15 protein-coding genes are annotated in these 19169 nt (G+C 71.4%); all 15 read left to right on the top strand.

The window, feature by feature from the left end:
* Position 1: 1 nt before the first annotated feature.
* From asnB to rfbC, 15 genes are read left to right on the top strand one after another with little or no spacing between them, the layout of a single operon-like run.
* On the top strand, positions 2 to 1936 hold the full coding sequence (gene asnB / locus ABD355_RS04150) for an asparagine synthase (glutamine-hydrolyzing) (RefSeq protein ID WP_344398646.1): 1935 nt from the start codon (positions 2 to 4) through the stop codon (positions 1934 to 1936).
* A 19-nt stretch (positions 1937 to 1955) separates the two neighbouring features.
* Positions 1956 to 4136: a bi-domain-containing oxidoreductase gene (locus ABD355_RS04145; protein WP_344398645.1), complete on the top strand. Its 2181-nt coding sequence runs from the start codon at positions 1956 to 1958 to the stop codon at positions 4134 to 4136.
* The gene (locus ABD355_RS04140) at positions 4133 to 6091 is read left to right on the top strand and encodes a heparinase II/III family protein (protein ID WP_344398644.1); all 1959 of its coding nucleotides are present in this window, start codon (positions 4133 to 4135) and stop codon (positions 6089 to 6091) included. Before ABD355_RS04145 ends, ABD355_RS04140 begins: the two co-directional genes overlap by 4 nt.
* Before the next feature lie 10 nt (positions 6092 to 6101).
* Positions 6102 to 7643 carry a right-handed parallel beta-helix repeat-containing protein gene (locus tag ABD355_RS04135; protein ID WP_344398643.1) on the top strand — a complete coding sequence of 514 codons (1542 nt, stop codon included), beginning with the start codon at positions 6102 to 6104 and terminating at the stop codon, positions 7641 to 7643.
* A 1-nt stretch (position 7644) separates the two neighbouring features.
* Positions 7645 to 8925, top strand: coding sequence for an O-antigen ligase domain-containing protein (locus ABD355_RS04130; protein ID WP_344398642.1), 1281 nt, complete (start codon positions 7645 to 7647; stop codon positions 8923 to 8925).
* Positions 8926 to 8927: 2 nt separating this feature from the next.
* Positions 8928 to 10172 carry a glycosyltransferase gene (locus tag ABD355_RS04125; RefSeq protein WP_344398641.1) on the top strand — a complete coding sequence of 415 codons (1245 nt, stop codon included), beginning with the start codon at positions 8928 to 8930 and terminating at the stop codon, positions 10170 to 10172.
* Complete coding sequence (locus ABD355_RS04120) at positions 10169 to 11428, top strand: class I SAM-dependent methyltransferase (protein WP_344398640.1); 1260 nt, start codon at positions 10169 to 10171, stop codon at positions 11426 to 11428. Before ABD355_RS04125 ends, ABD355_RS04120 begins: the two co-directional genes overlap by 4 nt.
* Positions 11425 to 12219: a sugar phosphate nucleotidyltransferase gene (locus ABD355_RS04115; protein WP_344398639.1), complete on the top strand. Its 795-nt coding sequence runs from the start codon at positions 11425 to 11427 to the stop codon at positions 12217 to 12219. Before ABD355_RS04120 ends, ABD355_RS04115 begins: the two co-directional genes overlap by 4 nt.
* The gene (locus ABD355_RS04110) at positions 12216 to 12863 is read left to right on the top strand and encodes a PIG-L deacetylase family protein (RefSeq protein WP_344398638.1); all 648 of its coding nucleotides are present in this window, start codon (positions 12216 to 12218) and stop codon (positions 12861 to 12863) included. The genes ABD355_RS04115 and ABD355_RS04110 overlap by 4 nt, the downstream gene beginning before the upstream one ends.
* 3 nt (positions 12864 to 12866) lie before the next feature.
* Positions 12867 to 13892, top strand: coding sequence for an NAD-dependent epimerase/dehydratase family protein (locus ABD355_RS04105; RefSeq protein ID WP_344398637.1), 1026 nt, complete (start codon positions 12867 to 12869; stop codon positions 13890 to 13892).
* Positions 13880 to 15163, top strand: a complete 1284-nt coding sequence (locus ABD355_RS04100) for a DUF4910 domain-containing protein (protein ID WP_344398636.1) — start codon at positions 13880 to 13882, stop codon at positions 15161 to 15163. Before ABD355_RS04105 ends, ABD355_RS04100 begins: the two co-directional genes overlap by 13 nt.
* 5 nt (positions 15164 to 15168) lie before the next feature.
* Entirely contained in the window at positions 15169 to 16458 is a 1290-nt protein-coding gene (locus ABD355_RS04095; RefSeq protein WP_344399039.1) for an MATE family efflux transporter, read from the top strand.
* Complete coding sequence (locus ABD355_RS04090; protein WP_344398635.1) at positions 16455 to 17402, top strand: glycosyltransferase family 2 protein; 948 nt, start codon at positions 16455 to 16457, stop codon at positions 17400 to 17402. Before ABD355_RS04095 ends, ABD355_RS04090 begins: the two co-directional genes overlap by 4 nt.
* Positions 17399 to 18619, top strand: coding sequence for a polysaccharide pyruvyl transferase family protein (locus ABD355_RS04085; RefSeq protein WP_344398634.1), 1221 nt, complete (start codon positions 17399 to 17401; stop codon positions 18617 to 18619). Before ABD355_RS04090 ends, ABD355_RS04085 begins: the two co-directional genes overlap by 4 nt.
* Positions 18616 to 19167: a dTDP-4-dehydrorhamnose 3,5-epimerase gene (gene rfbC, locus ABD355_RS04080; RefSeq protein ID WP_344398633.1), complete on the top strand. Its 552-nt coding sequence runs from the start codon at positions 18616 to 18618 to the stop codon at positions 19165 to 19167. Before ABD355_RS04085 ends, rfbC begins: the two co-directional genes overlap by 4 nt.
* The last annotated feature ends 2 nt before the right edge of the window (positions 19168 to 19169 follow it).

Here is a 19169-nt window from a genome sequence, read left to right as displayed (position 1 = left end):
CATGTGTGGCATCGCAGGCACCTATCGCTGGCCGGACGGAAAGGTCGTGACCGACCGGCTCACCGAGACCCTCGTCCACCGCGGCCCGGACGGAGCGGGCCGCTACGGCCACCCCGTCGGTGACGGCGAGGTGCACCTCGGGCACCGCCGCCTCTCCATCATCGACCTGACCGAGACCGGCGCCCAGCCGATGGTCTCGGACGGCCTCGCCCTGACGTACAACGGCGAGCTGTACAACGCGCCCGAGCTGCGCGCCGAGCTGGAGGCGGCCGGGGTGCGCTTCCGCGGCACCTCGGACACCGAGGTGCTCCTTGAGGCCTGGCGGCGCTGGGGCACGGACTGCCTGCCCCGGCTGCGAGGCATGTTCGCGTTCGGGATCTTCGACGAGCGCACCGGTGAACTGGTCCTGGTCCGCGACCAGTTGGGCATCAAGCCGCTGTTCCTGCTGCGGCGCGGCGGGGGCCTGGTGTTCGCCTCCGAGCTGAAGGCACTCGCCGCCGCCACCGGCGGCAAGCTGGAGGTGGACCACGCGGCGCTGGTGGCCTCCCTCCTCTACTACTGGGTGCCGGACTCCCGGTGCGCGTTCCGCGAGGCGGAGAAGCTGCCGCCGGGCAGCTGGCTGCGGTGCCGGCCCGACGGCCGGGTGGAGCGCGGCCGGTTCTGGGACCTGAAGGAGGTCGCCGCCGAGGGCCGGGAGCGGGCCCGGGCCGGCGAGCAGCCCGACCTGGCCGCCGTCGTCGAGGAGTCGACCCGGCGCCACCTGCTCTCCGACGTACCCGTGGCCACCTTCCTCTCCGGCGGCCTCGACTCCAGCTATCTGACCGCGCTGGCGGCCCGCCACCAGCCGGGCATCTCCGCCTACACGATCGGCTTCCGGGCCGAGGACGCCAAGTTCGAGGCGATGCCGGACGACCTGCGCTACGCCCGGCAGGTGGCCCAGCGGTTCGGCGTCGACCTGCACGAGATCGAGATCGCCCCGAACGTGCTCGACCTGCTCCCCGAGATGACGTACCACCTCGACGAGCCGATCGGCGACCCCGCCGCGATCAACACGTTCCTGATCTGCACGGCCGCACGCGAGGCCGGGGTCAAGGTGATGCTCTCGGGAATGGGCGCCGACGAGCTGTTCGCGGGCTACCGCAAGCACCTGGCCAACCTGATCGCGCTGCGCTACCAGCGCGTCCCGCGGTCCCTGCGGCGCGGGGTCTCGGCAGCCGTGGACCGGCTGCCGGTCGCCACCTCCCGCCGGGGGTTCCGGTCGGTGCGCTTCGCGAAGCGGTTCCTGTCCTTCGCCGATCTGCCGGAGGAGACCGCCTTCCGGCGCAGCTACACCATGTACGACCAGGACGAGCTGCTCGCTCTGCTCGACCCGGATCTGGCCGGGACGGTCGACGACGTACTGACCGAACACAGGGACGTCTACCAGGACAACGAGCTCGACGACTTCGTCAACCGCATGTGTCTGACCGACGCCCGGATGTTCCTGCCGGGGCTGAACCTCACGTACACGGACCGCTCCAGCATGGCCGCGTCGACCGAGGTACGGACGCCGTATGTGGACGTCGAGGTGGTCAAGGCGGCGTTCGTCATCCCCGGCGACCGCAAGATCGCCGGACGGCAGGGCAAGGCGGTCCTGAAGGAGGCGGCCACCTCGATCCTGCCCCGGGAGATCGTGTACCGGCCCAAGGGCCTGTTCAGCGCCCCGCTGCGGGCCTGGATGAGCCGGGATCTGGCACCGCTGGTGCGCGAGGTGGTCAACGACGGCGAGCTCGTCCGGTCCGGGATCCTGCGCCGCGACGCGCTGAGGCGGATGGTCGCCGAGGACGCGGCCGGACAGCAGGACTTCTCCAAGCATCTGTGGCACGTACTGACGCTCGAGTACTGGTATCGCGACGCGACCTCTGGGTCCGGCCAGAGCACTCGTTTGACGGCTTAGGAATTTCAGAGGAGTTCGGGTGAAGCAGGTTGTGCAGAACTACAAGAGCGGCGAGCTGGCGGTGCTCGACGTTCCGGTGCCGGGGTGCAAGCCGGGCGGGGTGCTGGTCCGCAGCGCCTACTCGCTGATCTCCACCGGCACCGAGATGATGAAGGTGTCCGAGGCCGGCATGTCGATGCTGGGCAAGGCCCGCTCCCGCCCGGACCAGGTCGCCAAGGTCATGCAGAGCGTGGCCACCAACGGGGTGCCCGCCACCTACCGCAAGGTGATGGGCAAGCTGGACTCCTACACACCGCTCGGCTACTCGCTGTGCGGGTTGGTCGAGCAGGTCGGCGCCGGCATCGACGACGTGAAGGTCGGCGACCTGGTGGCCTGCGCGGGCAACGAGCACGCGCTGCACGCCGAGCTCAACTGGGTGCCGAAGAACCTCTACGTCCCGGTGCCGGACGGCCTCGCGCCGCAGCACGCGGCCTTCGGCACCGTCGGGTCGATCGCGATGCAGGGCGTCCGCCAGGGCGAGCCGCAGCTCGGCGAAGTGGCCCTGGTCATCGGCCTCGGACTGATCGGGCAGCTGGTGGTGCAGCTCCTGGCCGCCTCGGGCGTCCGCGTCGTCGGCGCCGACCCCGACCCGGCGCGCTGCGAGCTCGCCGAGCGCCTGGGCGCCGCGGCCTGCGGCGACCCCGCCTCCGCAGCCGTGGAGAACGCCGTCGCCGAACTCACCGACGGCCACGGCGTGGACCAGGTGTACCTGGCCGCCGGCGGCGGCAGCAACCAGCCCGTCGAACTGGCCGCCAAGCTGGCCCGGGACCGCGGCCGGGTCGTCGACATCGGCAAGTGCCGCCTGGACCTGCCGTGGAACGCGTACTACGAGAAGGAACTCGACGTCCGCTTCTCCCGCTCCTACGGCCCCGGACGCTACGACCCGGAGTACGAGCTGGAGGGCCGCGACTACCCGATCGGCTACGTCCGCTGGACCGAGCGCCGCAACCTGGCCTGCTTCCTCGACCTCGCCGCCCGCGGCAGGATCGACGTGGAGCCCCTGATCTCCCACGTCGCCGACTTCGACGACGCCGTCGAGACCTATCAGCGCCTGAAGGACGGCGAGCTGAAGGCCATCACCGCGCTGTTCCGGTACCCCGAACAGACGGGGGAGGCGGAGGAGGCGAAGGCCCCGGCGGTGGCCGTACCCGCGGTGACCGTGAAGCCGAGTCCGGCGCGCGGCGCCAGGACGCCGGTGAAGCTGGCGTTCGTCGGCGCCGGGAACTACGCGACGTCGATGCTGCTGCCGCACCTGGCACAGCGCGAGGGCGTCGAGTTGTCGACCGTCGTCACCACGACCGCGCTGTCCGCGGCCAACGCGCAGCGGAAGTTCGGCTTCACCGAGGCGACCACCGACCTCGACGCCGTGCTCGGCGACAAGTCCATCGACGCGGTGTTCGTGGTCACCCGGCACAGTTCGCACGCCGACCTGACCCGCAAGGCACTGCTGGCCGGCAAGACGGTGTTCGTGGAGAAGCCGCTGGCCCTCACCGAGGACGAGCTGGCCGGTGTGATGGCGGCGGTGGAGGAGTCCGGCAACGACCGGCTGCAGGTGGGCTTCAACCGCCGCTTCGCGCCGCTGCTGCAGGAGGCCAGGAAGCAGTTCGGTGCCCGCACCGGCCCGGCGAGCCTGCGCTACCTGGTCAACGCGGGCCGGCTGCAGCACGGCAGCTGGTACCTCCAGCAGGGCACCGAGGGCTCACGGTTCGCCGGCGAGGGCGGCCACTTCATCGACACGGCGAGCTGGCTGCTCGACGCCGACCCGGTCTCCGTCTACGCGGTCGCCCCCTCCGGCAACGAGGACCTGCAGGTCGTGCTGCGCTACCCGGACGGGTCCACCGCCACCATCAGCTACGTCACCACCGGCGCGGCCGGCTTCCCCAAGGAGACGCTGGACCTGGTCGCCGACGGCAAGGTGCTGCGGCTCGACGACTTCGTCCGCGCCTCGGTCTACGGCCGTAAGAAGTGGGTCAGTTCGCGGCTGCCCAAGGCCCGCGACAAGGGCCAGAACGCCGAACTGGCCGCGTTCATCAAGGCCGTGCGGACCGGTGGGCCGATGCCGGTGCCGCTTCAGTCGCTGGTCGCCACCACCGCGGCCACCCTCGCCGTGCAGGCCGGCCTGGCCGCCGGTGCGCCGGTGACGTTGGAGAACGCACGATGACGATGAGCGCGGGCTGGTACCTGCGGCGGCTGTCCCGGATGGGACCGCAGGAGGTCGCGGGCCGGGTGGGCGACACGGTGCGCAGACGGCGGTGGCGGTCCGCGCCGCCGGCCTGCCCGAGCGTGACCGGCGCCCGGTTCACCGCGGCGCTGCCCGCCGAGGCGATCACCGCGGTGCCCTCGGACGCCGCGAAACGCCTCGTCGCCGAGGCGGACCGGCTGATGGAGGGACACGTCGAGTACTTCGGGGTGGCCCGCGACGACCTCGTCGACCCGGACTGGTGGTACGACCCGAAGACCGGGCGCCGGGCCCCGTCGGGCTACGCCTTCGACGTGCCGTACCGCAGCGAGGACGCGGTCGGGGACATCAAGCAGATCTGGGAGCTGTCCCGGCACCACTACCTGACCCAGCTCGCGGCCGCCTACGCGATCACCGGGGACGAGCGGTACGCGGAGCGCGTGGCCGCGCACCTGCGGTCGTGGTGGGAGGCCAACCCGCCGCTGCGCGGGGTCCACTGGATCAGCGGCATCGAGCTGGGCATCCGGCTGCTGTCCTGGGTGTGGGTGCGGCGGCTGCTGGAAGGATGGCCGGGCGCGGCCGGGCTGTTCGAGGACAACCCGGTGGGGTTGAACCAGATCTGGCACCACCAGCGCTGGCTGGCCGCCTTCCCCAGCCGGGGATCGTCGGCGAACAACCACGTCATCGCCGAGGCCGCCGGGCAGTTCGCCGCGGCCTGCGCGTTCGGCTGGTTCCCCGCCTCGGAGCGCTGGCGGGCCGACGCCCTGCGCTCGCTCGACCGGCATCTGCGCAGCAACACCTTCATCTCCGGCCTCAACCGTGAACTGGCCTCCGAGTACCACGGACTGGTGCTGGAGCTCGGTCTGGCCGCGCTGGCCGAGGCGGACGCCGCGGGCGTGCCGGTCCCCGCGACCCTCCGTCTGGTACTGCTGCGGATGACCGACGCGCTCGCGGCCGTCGTGGACAACCGGCTGCGTCCGCCGCGCCAGGGCGACGCGGACGACGGCCACGGTCTGATCCTGGACGGCGAGGGCACCGACCGCTGGGGCTCGCTGCTGTCCACCGGGGAGGCGGTGTTCGGCCGGCTCGACTGGTGGCCGACGGTGACCGGCACCGATGTGCGCACCCCACTGCTGGCCGCGCTCATCCGGCCGTACGCGAAAAACGGAACCGGGCGGGCCGTGTCCCGCCCGGCGAGCAGGCCCGGTCACTTCGCCGATGCGGGCATGACGATCCTGCGCGGCCCGGAGGAGATCTGGTGCCGCTGCGACGGCGGCCCGCACGGCTTCCTGTCCATCGCCGCGCACGCCCACGCGGACGCACTGTCCGTGGAGGTCCGCCACGACGGCGTCGACGTGCTCGCCGACCCGGGGACGTACTGCTACCACGGGCAGCCCGAGTGGCGGCAGTACTTCCGCTCGACCCTCGGCCACAACACCCTCGAACTGGACGGCGCCGACCAGTCCGTCTCCGGGGGCCCGTTCCTGTGGACTCGGCATGCCAACAGCCGCGTGCTGCTCGCAGAGACATCCGGCGAGGGGGCGGCCCGCTGGAGCGCGGAGCACGACGGCTACCAGGGCTCGGTGCACCGCCGCCAGGTGGAACTCGCCGCCGAGAGCCGGGAGTTGAGGGTGCTCGACGAGGTGCGCGGCCCGGGCGGGGCCGTGCGGCTGGCCTTCCACCTCGGCCCGGCGATCACCGCCGACCTGGTGGACAACCGGGCGGAACTCACCTGGACCCGGGACGGCGAGGACCGCTCCGCGGTGCTCGACCTGCCCGGGCAGCTGTCCTGGCAGGCGCATCGCGGCGAGACCGATCCGCCGCTCGGCTGGTACTCCGCGGGATTCGGGCGCAAGGAACCCGCCACCACCCTGGTCGGCACCGGCTTCACCGACGGCACGGAGGGCTTCACCACCGTGCTCAGGTTCCGCGGCTAGGGAGGGGCACGTGGGGATCAAGAGGCGGCACTGGGCGTGGGCGGCGGCACCGCTGACGCTGGCCCTGCTGGCGTTGACGGGCTGCGACAGCTCACAGCCCGCCGAGGCGAAGACGACGACCGCCGCGCCCACCATGTCCGGGGCGCGGTCCGCGGCCGTGGCCCGGGTGTGCGCCAAGCCCGAGGCCGGGCCGGCGAAGGCGCCGGCGGGCGCGGTGACGGTCGACCCCGCCAAGGTCGGCGACCTGGCGGAGAAGACCAAGGACAACCCCGCGAACACCACGTTCTGGTTGCGACCGGGCCGGCACCGGCTCGACCCCGACCGCTACGCCCAGGTCATCCCCAAGAAGGGGGACCGCTACCTCGGCGCGCCCGGCGCGGTGCTCGACGGCCGGAAGACCAACCAGTACGCGTTCGCCGGCACCGCCGAGGGCGTCACCATCGGCTATCTGACCGTGCAGGGTTTCGTGCCGCCGCAGAACGAGGGCGTGGTCAACCACGACTCGGCCGACGGGTGGGTGATCGAGCACTCGACGATCCAGAACAACCTGGGTGCCGGGCTGATGGCCGGAGCCCGCCAGCAGGTCCGCGGCAACTGCCTGCGCGCCAACGGCCAGTACGGCATGAACGCCTACAAGGGCAGCGGCCGTATCAGCGGCCTGGTGGTCGAGGGCAACGAGATCGTCGGCAACAACACGGGTGACTGGGAGCGGCGCCAGCAGGGCTGCGGCTGCACCGGGGGCATCAAGTTCTGGGCCGTCGACGGCGCCGACGTACGCGGCAACTGGGTGCACGACAACCGCGGAACCGGGTTGTGGGCGGACACCAACAACAACGACTTCCGCATCGAGGACAACGTGCTGGAGGCCAACGACGGTGCCGCGCTGATCTACGAGACCAGCTACAACGCGGTCATCCGCAACAACACGATCCGGCGCAACAACTGGGTCGAGGGCCGCAAGGCAGCAGCCCGCGGCGACACCTTCCCCTTCGCGACCGTCTACCTGTCCGAGTCCGGCGGCGAACCACGGGTCAAGGCCCGCACGAGCGAGATCGAGATCTACGGCAACCTGATGGAGAACAACTGGTCCGGAATCACCCTGTGGGAGAACGCCGACCGGTTCTGCAACAGCCCGGCCAACACCTCCTCCGGTGACTGCACGCTGCTGGTGAAGAAGACCAGCCGCTGCACGAAGTCGACGATCACCAAGGCACCGCTGTACGCGGACTGCCGGTGGAAGACCCAGCGGGTGGACATCCACGACAACCGCTTCGTGCTGGACAAGTCCGTCCTCAAGTGCACGACGAAGTGCGACCGCATGGCCGTGCTCTCCAACTACGGCACCTATCCGGACTGGTCGCCCTACAAGGGCGAGGCGGTGGCCGACGCGATCACCCTCAAGCAGCACAACCGCTGGCACGCCAACGTCTACGTCGGGCCGTGGGCCTTCGTGGTCCACGACCCCAGCAAGGTCCTCGACTTCCAGAGCTGGCAGGGCGCGCCCTACCAGCAGGACGCGGGCAGCACGATCAGCGGACAGGCGGGTGGTTGAGATGAGCACGCTGTCCGGCGCCGAACCGCGCCCTGCCGGCGCACCGAGGATCATCGGGATCGTCTGGGGGCTGCTGGTCCTCAACACGTTGGGCTCCGCCGGGGCGAAGACCATCGTCCCGCTGCCCCGCTCCCTCATCCAGATGGTCACGATGGGCGCCCTGGTCGCCGCATTCACCCTGGCGCTCGCGGTCAACCTCCGGCTGCGCATCCGGCCCAGCGCCTACGTGCTCCTGCTCACCCTGCTGCTGGTGTCGAGCATCATCTCCAGCGCCCACCTGGAGTCCGGTTTCGGCGCGCTGTTCCGCTGCTTCAGGCTGACTCTGTTCGTCGGCACCCTGTGGCTGCTCACCCGCTGGTGGAACGGCGGCCTGACGTTCGTACGGCACCACATCCGGATGTACTTCGCGGTGCTCGGATCGGTGGCCGCGGGACTCGCCGTCTCACCGGGCGCGGCCCTGCCCGACCTCTACGGCGGGCGCCTGGTCGGCGCGTTGTGGCCGCTCACCCCGCCGCAGATCGGACAGTACGCGGCGGTGATCATCGGGCTCACCGTGCTGCTCCTGCTGGGCCGCCGGACCGACAAGAAGAGCGCGGCGGTCATCATCGTGCCGTCCCTCGTCCTGCTCGCGCTGACCCACACCCGTACGGCCACGCTCGGCCTGATCGTCGGGCTGGTGCTGGCGATCGGCTCGCTCCTGCTGACCAGCGCCGCCGCCCGCCGCTTCTTCAGCTGGACGGTGGTGTTGGCCGCGGTGGCCGCGGTGGGGTTCGCCTCCGCACTGCAGAGCTGGTTCCTGCGCGGACAGAGCCAGGAGAACTTCTCCAGCCTCACCGGCCGGGCCAAGGTCTGGGACGCCCTGTTGTCCGCACCCCGCTCGACCTCGGAGCAGCTGTTCGGTGTGGGCCTCGGCGACAAGTCGTTCGGCGGGCTGCCGATCGACAACAGCTGGCTGGCCGTCTACAACGAGCAGGGCCTGATCGGCGTGACCCTGGTCGCGGTGATCATCGTGGTGCTGGGCGGTGTCGCCCTGCTGCGGCCGCCGTCGCTGCAGCGGGCCTGCGCGATCTTCCTGATCAGCTATTGCGCGATGGCCTCGTACACCGAGGCCGGTCTCGGTGACGCCTCGCCGTATCTGCTGCATCTGGCCCTGGCCGCCTCACTGCTGGCGCTACCTGCCGAGGCCACCGTCCTCTCGACGCCCGACGTCCCCCGGCTCGCGATGCCGGAACTCCCGCGACAGCGCGTCCCGCGCTGGGCCCGCCGATCGGAGGCGACCTGAGCATGCACATCCTCGTGGTGCACAACCGCTACGCCTCGGCGCAACCGAGCGGCGAGAACAAGGTCGTCGACCAGGAGGTGGAGCTGCTGCGCGCGGCCGGCCACCGGGTCGAGGTGTTCGAGCGGCGCAGCGACGACATCGCCGCCCGCTCCCTGCTGGGCAAGGTCGCGGTGCCGCTGCTCGTGCCGTGGAACCCGGCGGTGCGCACGGAGCTCGCCGCCAAGCTGCGCAGCGAGCGGCCGGACGTGGTGCACGTCCACAACGTCTTCCCGCTCCTGTCGCCCGCGGTCCTCGCCGCCTGCGCCGACGCCGGCGTGCCCGCCGTGGCCACGCTGCACAACTACACCCAGGTCTGCCCGCCCGGCACGCTGCAGCGGGACGGCCGGCCGTGCACCGAGTGCGTCGGGTCGGCGGTACCGCTGCCCGCCGTCCGGCACGGCTGCTACCGGGGCTCCCGCCTGGCCACGGTGCCGCTCGCGGTCAGCATGTCGGCCAACCGGCGGCGCTGGTGGTCCGGCGTGGAGCGGTTCTTCTGCATCTCGGCGGCGCAGCGCGACACCCTGGTCGGGGCCGGAATGCCGGCCGAACGGCTGGTGGTGAAGCACAACTTCGTGCCCGACCCGGGCGATCGCCGAGCAGGCGAGGGCGAGCATCTGCTCTATCTCGGCCGGCTCGCGGAGGCCAAGGGCGTACGGCTGCTCATGGCCGCGTGGGACGAGCTCGCGGCGAGCGGTGGTGCGGGCGTGCCGCTGGTGATCGCCGGCACCGGGCCGCTGGAGGCGGAGGTGACCGCCTGGGCGGCGGGCCGGGACGACGTCCGCTACGTCGGCCTGCTGGACACGGCGGAGTGCCAGAAGGCCATCGCGCGATCGGTCGCCGTGGTGGCTCCCTCGACCTGGCTGGAGGCGTTCGGCCTGGTGGTCGTGGAGGCGATGGCGGCGGGGGTCCCGGTCGTCGCGGCCGGGCACGGCGCCTTCGTCGAACTCGTCGAGGACGGCGTGACCGGGCTGCTGCACCAGCCGGGCGAGTCCGCCTCGCTCGCGTCCTGCATACGCCGGATCACGTCCGAGCCGGAGCAGAACCGGGAGATGGGCCGAGCGGCCCGGCTCCGGTACGAACAGGGTTTCAGCCCGGCGGTCGGCCTCGACCGCCTGGTTGATGAGTACCGCACCGCGATCGCGGGGCGGTCAGCACAGACTCGCGGCGGGGACATCCGCGCGAGCAGGGGGGATGGGAACAGCAGATGACACGATGCCGACTGTGCGGCTCGGAGGCGACGGCGAGCGTCGTCGACCTCGGGGCGACGCCACCGTGCGAGAGCTTTCTCGCCGCGGACCAACTCGACCAGCCGGAACCGGCGTACCCGCTGCATCTGCGGGTCTGCACCGACTGCTGGCTGGCGCAGATCCCGCCGCTGATCACGCCGGAGGAGACCTTCAAGGAGTACGCGTACTTCTCCTCGTACTCGACCTCCTGGGTGGAGCACGCCCGGACGTTCGTCGCCGACGCGGTGCAGCGGGTGGGACTCGGCACCGAAGGCTCCGACGCCTTCGTGGTCGAGGTCGCCAGCAACGACGGGTACCTGCTGAAGCACGTGGTGGACCGCGGGATCCGCTGTCTGGGCATCGAGCCTTCGGTGAACGTCGGCGCTGCGGCCCGGGACAAGGGCGTGCCCACGCTCACGGAGTTCCTGAGCCCTCAGACCGGTGCGGCCGTCCGCGAGGAGCACGGCCCGGCGAACCTGGTCGTGGCCAACAACGTGTACGCGCACATCCCCGACGTGGTCGGCTTCACCCAGGGGCTGCGTGCCCTGGTCGCCGACGACGGCTGGGTCTCCATCGAGGTGCAGCACCTGCTGACCCTGATCGAGGAGAACCAGTACGACACGATCTACCACGAGCACTTCCAGTACTACACGGTCGCCTCCGCGATCCAGGCGCTGGCGAGCGGCGGACTCACGCTCGTGGACGTCGAGTTGCTGCCCACGCACGGCGGCTCCATCCGGCTGTGGGCCCGCCCCGCCGAGGTCGCAGGCGAGCCGACCCAGCGGGTCGCCGACGTACTGGCCCGGGAGAAGGCCGCGGGGCTGCAGGAGCTGTCCGGGTACACCGAGTTCTCCGCCCGGGTGGCCAAGGTGCGCCGCGACCTGCTGAAGTTCCTCATCGAGGCGGCCGAGCGCGGCGAGACGGTCGTCGGCTACGGCGCCCCCGGCAAGGGCAACACCCTGCTCAACCACTGCGGCATCCGCCCCGACCTGCTCGCGTACACGGTCGACCGCAACCCGTACAAGCACGGCAGGTTCACCCCGGGCACCCGCATCCCGATCCTCGCGCCCGAGCAGATCGCCGTCGACAAACCGGACTACGTCCTCATCCTCCCGTGGAACCTGCGGGCCGAACTGGTCGAGCAGCTGTCCTACGTGCACGAGTGGGGCGGCCGGCTGGTCTTCCCCATCCCGGAACTGAGCATCGTCGAGGCCGCGTCCCGAAAGGTCACAGCATGAAGGTCGTCCTGTTCTGCGGCGGTTACGGGATGCGGATGCGCAACGGAACCTCCGACGACGTGCCCAAGCCGATGGCGATGGTCGGCCCCCGGCCCCTGATCTGGCACGTCATGCGCTACTACGCGCACTACGGGCACAAGGAGTTCATCCTGTGCCTCGGCTACGGCGCCCACCACATCAAGGACTTCTTCCTCAACTACGAGGAGACGACGTCCAACGACTTCGTGCTGCGCAAGGGCCGGACCGAGCTGCTGTCCACCGACATAGCCGACTGGACCATCACGTTCGCGCAGACCGGCATCGAGTCGCCCATCGGGGAGCGGCTGCGCCGCGTGCGCCACCACCTGGACGGCGACGAGATGTTCCTCGCCAACTACGCCGACGTCCTCACCGACGCCCCGCTGCCGGAGATGATCGACAACTTCGCCCGGCGCGACGCCGGCGCGTCGATGATGGTGGTGCCGCCCCAGTCCTCGTTCCACTGCGTTGACCTGGGCGAGGACGGCCTGGTGGGGGGCATCACCGCGGTGAGCGACATGCCGCTGTGGGAGAACGGCGGCTACTTCGTGCTCCGCCAGGAGGTCTTCGACCACATCCCGGAGAACGGGGACCTGGTCGCCGACGGATGCGCCCAACTGGCCAAGCGCGGACGGCTGGTGGCACACCAGCACCGCGGCTTCTGGAAGCCGACCGACACCGTCAAGGAACGGGCCGCGCTCGACGAGGCCTACGCCCGGGGCGACCGCCCCTGGGCCGTGTGGGAACACGACAACGCCGGGGTGCACGCGTGATCCGCCTCGAAGCCGGGCGCCTGGACCGGATCGTCGCCGTGGGTGCGCACTGCGACGACATCGCCATCGGCGCCGGCGGCACCCTGCTGACGCTGTGCCACGCCCGGCCGGGCCTGCGCGTCGACGCGCTGGTGCTCTCCGGCGGCGGCAGCGAGCGCGAGCAGGAGGAGCAGGCCGCGCTCGCCGCCTTCTGCCCGGGCGCCGACCTGCGGCTGACCGTGCACAAGCTGCCCGACGGCCGGCTGCCCGTGCACTGGGACGAGGCCAAGGCCGCGGTCGAGGAACTGCGTGCGCAGAGCGACCCGGATCTGATCCTGGCCCCGCGCACCGACGACGCCCACCAGGACCACCGCGGCCTGGCCCAGCTGATACCCACCGCGTTCCGCGACCACCTGGTCCTCGGCTACGAGATCGTCAAGTGGGACGGCGACCTCGGCCGGATGGCCGCCTATCAGCCGCTGTCGACGGAGATCGCCGAAGAAAAGGTACGGCTGCTGCAGGAGCACTACGCCTCGCAGCGCCACCGGCCCTGGTACGACCGCGAAGCCTTCCTGGGTCTTGCCCGGATCCGCGGCATCGAATGCCACGAGCGATACGCCGAGGCGTTCGCCGTCACCAAACTCACGCTCAACCTGGGGGGTTGAACCATGCGCGTACTCCTGACCGGACACCAGGGATACCTGGGCACCGTGATGGCCCCGGTCCTCACCGCCGCCGGCCACGAGGTCGTCGGCCTAGACTCCGGCCTGTTCGCCGACTCCGTCCTCGGCGAGACACCCGCCGACCCGCAGGGGCACCGGGTGGACCTGCGCGACGTCACGGCCGAACACGTGGCCGGAGTGGACGCCGTGATCCACCTGGCCGCGCTGTCCAACGACCCGCTGGGCTCGCTGGCGCCGGAACTCACCTACGACATCAACCACCACGCCTCCGTACGCCTGGCCCAGTTGGCCCGCGACGCCGGAGTGCGGCGCTTCCTGTACGCGTCCACCTGCTCGGTCTACGGCGCCGCCGGCGGCGACGACCTGGTGGGCGAGGACGCACCGCTGCGCCCGGTGACGCCGTACGCCGAGTCCAAGGTGCGGGTGGAGGACGACCTGCACGCGCTGGCCGACGACGACTTCACCCCGGTGTACATGCGCAACGCCACCGCCTTCGGCTACTCGCCCCGGCTGCGCGCCGACATCGTGCTGAACAACCTGGTCGGCCACGCGCTGCTGTCCGGTGAGGTGCTGGTGCTCTCCGACGGCACCCCCTGGCGCCCGCTGGTGCACGCCGCCGACATCGCGCGGGCCTTCACGGCCGCGCTGACCGCGCCGCGCGAGGCGGTGCACGACCGGCCGTTCAACATCGGCAGCGAGACCAACAACGTCACGGTCGCCGAGATCGCCGAGCAGGTCGCCGAGGCGGTGCCCGGCGCGAAGGTGAGGATCACCGGGGAGAACGGGGCCGACCCGCGCTCCTACCGGGTGGACTTCTCCCGGTTCCGCGCCGCGATCCCCGGCTTCGACATCGAGTGGTCGGTCAAGCGCGGCGCGCTCGAACTCGCCGACTCCTACCGGAAGTTCGGCCTCACCAAGGAGGACTTCGACCAGCGCTTCACCCGGCTCGCCGTGCTGCGCGCGGCGTCCGAGGCCGGCACCGTCGACGACACCCTGCGGTGGCGCCGATGACCCGTCCCGGCGAAGAGATGCACGCCCTGGTGGAGCGGATGTACCCGCTGTGCCGGAGCATCACCGGCGACGGTGTCCGCGCCACCCTGGACATCGTCGGCGAGTACCTGCCGCTGCAGGTGCACGAGGTGCCGACCGGGACGCAGGTGCTCGACTGGACGGTGCCGCAGGAGTGGAACATCCGCGACGCGTACATCGCCGACAGCGCGGGGAACCGGGTCGTCGACTTCGCCGCGTCCAGCCTGCACGTGCTCGGCTACAGCGTCCCGGTGTCGGCGACCATGCCGCTGGCCGAGCTGCGGGAACACCTGCACACCCTGCCGGACCACCCGAGCTGGGTGCCGTACCGCACGAGTTACTACAAGCCGGACTGGGGGTTCTGCCTGGCCCAGGAGACCCTGGATGCGATGCCGGACGGCGAGTACGAGGTCCGCATCGACTCCACCCTCGCCGACGGCCACCTCACCTACGCCGAGCACGTGGTCCCCGGGCAGGTCTCCGACGAGGTGATCGTCTCTTGCCACGTCTGCCACCCTTCGCTGGCCAACGACAACCTGGCCGGCATCGCGGTGGCGACGTTCCTGGCCCGGGAACTCGCGGAAAGAACGCCGTACTACACCTACCGGTTCATCTTCGCGCCCGGCACCATCGGGGCGATCACCTGGCTGGCCCGCAACGCGGAGCGGGTGGAGCGGGTCAAGCACGGCGTCGTGCTGGCCTGCGCCGGGGACCGCGGCCAGTTGACGTACAAGCAGAGCAGACGCGGTGACGCGGAGATCGACCGGGTGATGCGGCACGTCCTGACCGCATCCGAACGGCCGCACCGCGTCACCGAGTTCACTCCGTACGGCTACGACGAGCGGCAGTACTGCTCACCCGGGTTCAACCTCGGCGTGGGCTCGCTCACCCGGACCCCGTACGCCGGTTACCCCGAGTATCACACCTCGGCGGACAACCTGGACTTCGTCTCCCCGGAGGCGATGGCGGACACCCTCGCGGTCTGCCGCGAGGCGTTCGCCGTCCTGGACCGCAACCGGAGCTACCTCAACCTGAGCCCCTACGGCGAACCGCAGCTGGGCCGGCGCGGGCTGTACGACGCGCTCGGCGGCCGAAGCGACACCAAGCAGGCCCAGATGGCCATGCTCTGGGTGCTCAACCTCTCCGACGGCGAGCACAGTCTGCTGGACGTCGCCGAGCGGTCCGGGCTGCCGTTCGTCACCGTCGCCGCCGCAGCCGACGCCCTGCACGGCGCCGGGCTGATCAAGGCGTGACGCAGATGACCATGGAGGGGGAGAAGACGACGGCACCGGCCGGGTCCGCCAAGCGGGCCCTGGTCGGCCGGCTGTCCTGGGGGCTGGCCGACCAGGCGGCCTCCAGCATGTCCAACTTCGCGGTGGGCATCTACGTCGCCCGCTCGCTGGGGGTGACCGCGTTCGGCGTGTTCAGCCTCGCCTGGGTGACCTACGGCGTGGTGCTCAACGTCTCCCGCGGCCTGTCCACCGACCCGCTCGTGGTGCGCTTCAGCGGTGTCCCGGACGCGTCCTGGCGCGGCGCGGTGGCCCGCTCCACGGGCACCGCACTCGGCGTCGGCACCGCCATAGGCGCGGTGTGTCTGCTGGCCGGGCTCGGTCTCGGCGGCCGGCTGGGGCCCGCGTTCGCCTGCCTCGGCGTCATGATGCCGGGCCTGCTGTTGCAGGACGCCTGGCGGTTCGGGTTCTTCGCCGCAGGCAACGGGCGCAAGGCGTTCGTCAACGACGTCGTGTGGGGCGTCGCGCTCGTCCCCGCCATGGTCGTCGCCGCCCATGTGGGCAGCGTGGCCGCCTTCGTGCTCGCCTGGGGCGCGTCCGCCGCCGTGGCCGCCGCGTACGGCTGCCTCCAGTCCGGCATCCGGCCGCGGATGACCGAGGCACGCGGGTGGCTGCGCGAACAGCGCGATCTCGGCTACCGGTACCTGGTCGAGAACGTCAGCCTCAGCGGGGCCAGCCAGCTGCGAGCGTACGGGCTCGGTGCGATCGTCGGGGTCGGCGCGGTGGGTGCGGTGCGGGGCGCCGAGCTCCTGATGGGCCCGTTCCTCGCCCTGCTGATGGGCCTGTCGCTGGTCACCGTCCCGGAAGCGGCACGCGTACTGCGCCAGGCCCCGCACCGCCTCGGCGCGTTCTGTCTCCGGCTGGGCGGCGGGCAGGCCGCCGCCGCCCTCCTGTGGGGCGGGGCCCTGCTGCTGATGCCCGACCGGCTCGGAGACCTCGCGCTCGGCGACGTCTGGCGCTCCTCCTCGCACCTCATCGCGGCGATCACCTTCAGCGTCGCGGGCGCGGGCCTCGGCACCGGCGCGGCGGCCGGACTGCGCGCGCTCGGCGCGGCCCGGCGCAGCCTGCGCTGCCAGCTGTTCGCCTCCGCCTGCTACGTCGGCGGCGGGCTTGGCGGCGCTGCCCTGGCCGGCACGGTCGGCTCGGCCTGGGGTGTCGCCGCCGCGACCGTCGGTGGCTCGGCCGTGTGGTGGCTGCAACTGCGGGCGGCCCTGCGTGAGCGCGACCACAACTCCGTTCCCGAAGTGAGGACCTCATGACCGCCCAACCCAGGCTGAGCATCGGCCTGCCCGTGTACAACGGCGAGGAGTACCTCGCCGAGTCGCTCGACGCCCTGCTCGGCCAGACCTACGAGGACTTCGAGCTGGTCATCTCCGACAACGCCTCGACCGACGGAACCGAGGACATCTGCCGCAAGTACGCCGCGCAGGACTCCCGCATCCGCTACATCCGGCTGCCCCGGAACGTCGGAGCCACGCCGAACCACAACTACGTGTTCACCCAGTGCCGCGGCGAGCTGTTCAAGTGGGCCTCGCACGACGATCTCTACGCCCGCGACCTGCTGCGGCGCTGCATCGAGGCCCTCGACGAGCAGCCCGACGTGATCCTCGCCCACGCCGACCAGGCCGTCATCGACGGCGACGGCCAAGTGAAGGTGCCCTACGAGTACACGCTCGCCACCGACTCCCCGCACGCGCCGGAGCGCTTCCGCAGCCTGCTGTTCGAGCCGGGCGGCGACGACTTCTACGGGGTGATGCGGGCCGACATGCTGCGCCGGGTCAAGCCCCTCGACAGCTACCACCACGCCGACCGCACCTTCGTCGCCGAGATCACCCTGCACGGGCGCTTCCACCAGGTGCCGGAGCTGCTGTACTTCCGCCGCGACCACCCCAACCGCGCCGAGCGCGCGAACCCGTCCAAGCGCGCCCGGTGCGTCAACCTGGACCCGCGCCGGGCGGGCCCGCTGCACCCGACGCCCCGGCTGCTCGCCGAGTACATCTGGGGCTTCGCCGCGGCGATCCGGCGGGCGCCGCTGTGCCCGGCCGACCGGCGCGAGTGCTACCGCCACATGGGCGCCTGGATGACCAGCCGGGTCCGGCCGGGCGCCGGCGAGCGGGTCGAGGACCGCGCCCCCGTCGACCCGGCCGCACTCACGGTCTCCGTCGACGACCTCGTCGCGGGCCGCGAGGGGCGGCGGGCATGAAGACGGCGACACGCGTGGGCGTGTTCGGCCTCCTCGGCTCCGGCAACCTCGGCAACGACGGCTCGCTGGAGGCCGTACTCGGGTATCTGCGCACCGAGCACCCGGACGCGGTCGTGGACGCCCTGTGCGGCGGACCCGAGGCCGTGACGACCCGGTTCGGGATCCCCGCCACACGGCTGCACTGGAACCGCGCGGAGTACCGGACCGCGTCACGTGCGGGCGCGATCGTGTCGAAGGGCGTGGGCAAACTCGTCGACGTCTTCCGCACCGCCGCCTGGGTGCGCCGGCACGACGTGGTGATCGTGCCGGGCATGGGCGTCCTGGAGGCCACGCTGCCGCTGCGGCCCTGGGGCTTCCCGTACTCGCTGTTCCTGCTCTGCGCGAGCGGCCGGCTGCTCGGCACCCGGGTGGCGCTGGTCAGCGTCGGGGCCGCCGAGATCCGCAACCGGCCCACCCGGGCCCTGGTGCGCTGGTCGGCGCGGCTGGCCGCGTACCGCTCCTACCGGGACGCCCAGTCCCGTGACGCGATGCGGGCGATGGGCGTGGACACCGCACGCGACGAGGTCTACCCGGACCTCGCGTTCTCCCTGCCGACGCCGCAGACGAGCGCGCCCTCGGGCTCGCCGGGCACGGTCTGCCTCGGTGTCATGGACTTCCACGGCGGAAACGACGACCGCGCCCGGGCCGACGAGATCCACCGGCGCTATCTCGACGGGACCATCCGGTTCGTCCGCACGCTGGTCGAGGAGGGCAGACCCATCCGGCTGCTCACCGGCGACCAGTGCGATGTGGCGGTGGTCGAGGCGATCCTCGACGCCGTGGACTCGCCGCTGGTCACCGCCGCCGAACCGGCCTCACTCGCCGACCTGATGAAGGAGATGGCGGCGGCCGACACCGTGGTCGCGGTCCGCTATCACAATCTGATCTGCGCGCTGAAAACCGGCACTCCGGTGCTCGCCCTCAGTTACGCGGCCAAGAGCGACGCGCTCATGGACCGGATGGGCCTCGGCGCCTTCTGTCACCCGGCCCGCGAGGTCGATGCCGACCGGCTGCTCGAACAGTTCCGGACGCTGGAGAAGCGATCGGCGGAGCTGCGGCAGGTCCTCACCGAGCGCAACCAGGCCGCGGCAGAGCAACTCGCCGAGCAGTTCGCCGCCTTGAATGCGGCCCTGTTCCCGGCGGCCGACCAGCCCCACACCCTGCGGAAGGCTTCATGAAAGCGACCCAAGTCCCGGAGATTGCCGGCGCGTACCTGTTCGAGCCCACGCCGTACGCCGACGAACGCGGCTTCTTCTGCCGCACCTTCGACGCCGACGTGGTCCGCTCGGTGGGCCTCGACCCGAACGCCTTCGTCCAGGACAGCGTCTCCCGCTCGGTGCGGGGCGTGCTGCGCGGCCTGCACCTGCGCTCAGGGGCCGGCGAGGCCAAGCTGGTGCGCTGCTCGTACGGGGAGATCTTCGACGTCGTCGTGGACCTGCGCCCCGACTCACCGACGTACCGCAACTGGACCTCTTTCGAGCTGTCCGGTGACACGCAGAAGACCGTGTACATCCCGGCGGGATGTGCCCACGGCTTCCAGGCTCTTACCGAAATCGCAGACACCTCTTACCGTATCGACCGTCAGCACGATCCGTCCGAGGACGTGACGATCGCCTTCGACGACCCGGAACTCGCCATTCCCTGGCCGCTGCAGGTCACATCCATGTCCCAGCGGGACCGGGAGGCGCCGAGCCTCGCCGAGGTCCTCAAGCACCAGGAAGGGTGAAG

The sequence above is a fragment of the Streptomyces longisporus genome (assembly GCF_039532765.1).
GTDB lineage: Bacteria > Actinomycetota > Actinomycetes > Streptomycetales > Streptomycetaceae > Streptomyces > Streptomyces longisporus.
Note: the sequence above shows the minus strand (reverse complement) of the source record. Positions and strands in the feature narration are given on the sequence as shown.